Annotated in this window: 3 protein-coding genes; all 3 read left to right on the top strand. The window is 72.6% G+C overall.

The features are described 5' to 3' along the window. On the top strand, positions 1-192 hold a 192-nt coding region (locus PKH97_RS16575; protein ID WP_324388707.1), incomplete at its 5' end, for a hypothetical protein. Between the two features lie 23 nt (positions 193-215). Further along, positions 216-1,061: a class II fructose-bisphosphate aldolase gene (locus PKH97_RS16570; RefSeq protein ID WP_324388706.1), complete on the top strand. Its 846-nt coding sequence runs from the start codon at positions 216-218 to the stop codon at positions 1,059-1,061. Continuing rightward, a partial coding sequence (locus PKH97_RS16565; protein ID WP_324388705.1) for a PfkB family carbohydrate kinase occupies positions 1,058-1,502 on the top strand: 445 nt, incomplete at its 3' end. The genes PKH97_RS16570 and PKH97_RS16565, both read left to right, overlap by 4 nt.

The raw sequence follows: 1,502 nt of genomic DNA, 5'->3' as shown, positions 1-1,502 counted from the left end.
GGCCCCCGCGCCGACCTAGTCGTTGCCGGCGGCTGGACCAACTCGCGCGCGGTCATGGCCGCCAAGACTGACGCCTTCGGCGACTTCCGGCGCGCCACCGTCCCCGAGGCCGGCTGCCGTGGCGCCGCCCTCTTCGCCGGCGTCGCCGCCGGCCTCTATACCGACCTCGACGCGGCCCCCGCGCCGGCCTGACCCTCCGAAGAAAGGCTTCCCGTATGCCGCTCGCCACCACCGCCGACCTCGTCACCCGCGCCCGCGCCGCCGGCCGTGGCGTCGCCGCGTTCAATGTCATCACCCTCGAGCACGCCGAAGGCATCGTCGCCGGCGCCGAACAGGCCGGAGCCGACGTCATCCTGCAGATCAGCGAGAACGCCGTGAAGTTCCGCGGCGGGCTGCTCCGCCCCATCGCGGCCGGCGTCCTCGAGGTCGCCCGGGCCGCTGGGGTGCACGTCTCGGTGCACCTCGACCATGTCGAAGATGTCGCCCTGCTCCACCAGAGCGCGTCGGCCGGCCTGAGCAGCGTGATGTTCGATGCCTCCCATCTGGACTATGCCGAGAATGTCGCGGCCACGCGCGCTGCCGCGGACTGGGGGCACGCCCAGGGACTCTTCGTCGAGGCCGAGCTAGGCAAGGTGGGCGGCAAGGACGGCGCACACGCGCCGGGTGTCCGCACCGACCCCACTGAGGCCGCCGAGTTCGTCGCGGCGACGGGCGTCGACGCACTCGCTGTCGCCGTCGGGAGTTCGCACGCGATGGTGGAGCGCACGGCCGCTCTTGACCTGGCGCTGATCTCGGCCTTGGCCGAGGCGCTCCCCGTTCCCCTTGTCCTGCATGGGTCTTCGGGCGTCGCTGACGACACGCTGCGCGCGGCCGTCGCCGCCGGCATGACGAAGATCAATATCGGGACCATCCTCAATGTCGCCTTCACCGGCGCCGTGCGCGAGGTCCTCGACGCCGACGCGACGCTCGTCGATCCCCGCACGTACCTCCGCCCCGCACGCGACGAGATCGCTGCCGTCGCCGCCCGGCTGGCAGGCGTCGTCGCCGGCGGCTCGCGATGATCGTCACCCTGACGCTCAACCCCAGCCTCGACCTGACGTATGCCGTTGCCGAGGCCGCGCTCGGGGACGCCGACGTGCACCGGGCGAGAACCATGACGGTGGAGGCCAGCGGCAAGGGGGTCAACGTCTCGCGCGACCTCCACGCGGCCGGCGCGGCCACCGCCGCCGTGTTGCCGATGGGCGGCGCCACGGGCCGCCACCTGACCGAGCTCCTGGCAGCGGATGGCGTCCCGACGCACGGCGTCCCCATCGCGGGTGAGACGCGGATCAACACCTCGATGTTGCTGCCGGCCGGCCGCACGATCAAGGTCAACGGACCCGGTGAGCCGCTCGATCGCGACGACGTGGATCGTCTGGTCGCGGCGGTCGACGCCGTCCTCGCGGGTCGCGACCTCAGCGAGCAATCCTGGTTGGTCATCGCCGGCTCCCTCCCGCCCGCGA

Source organism: Nostocoides sp. (assembly GCF_035343835.1).
In the GTDB taxonomy this organism is placed as follows: domain Bacteria; phylum Actinomycetota; class Actinomycetes; order Actinomycetales; family Dermatophilaceae; genus Nostocoides_A; species Nostocoides_A vanveenii.
This window is presented reverse-complemented; position numbering and strand designations above follow the sequence as displayed.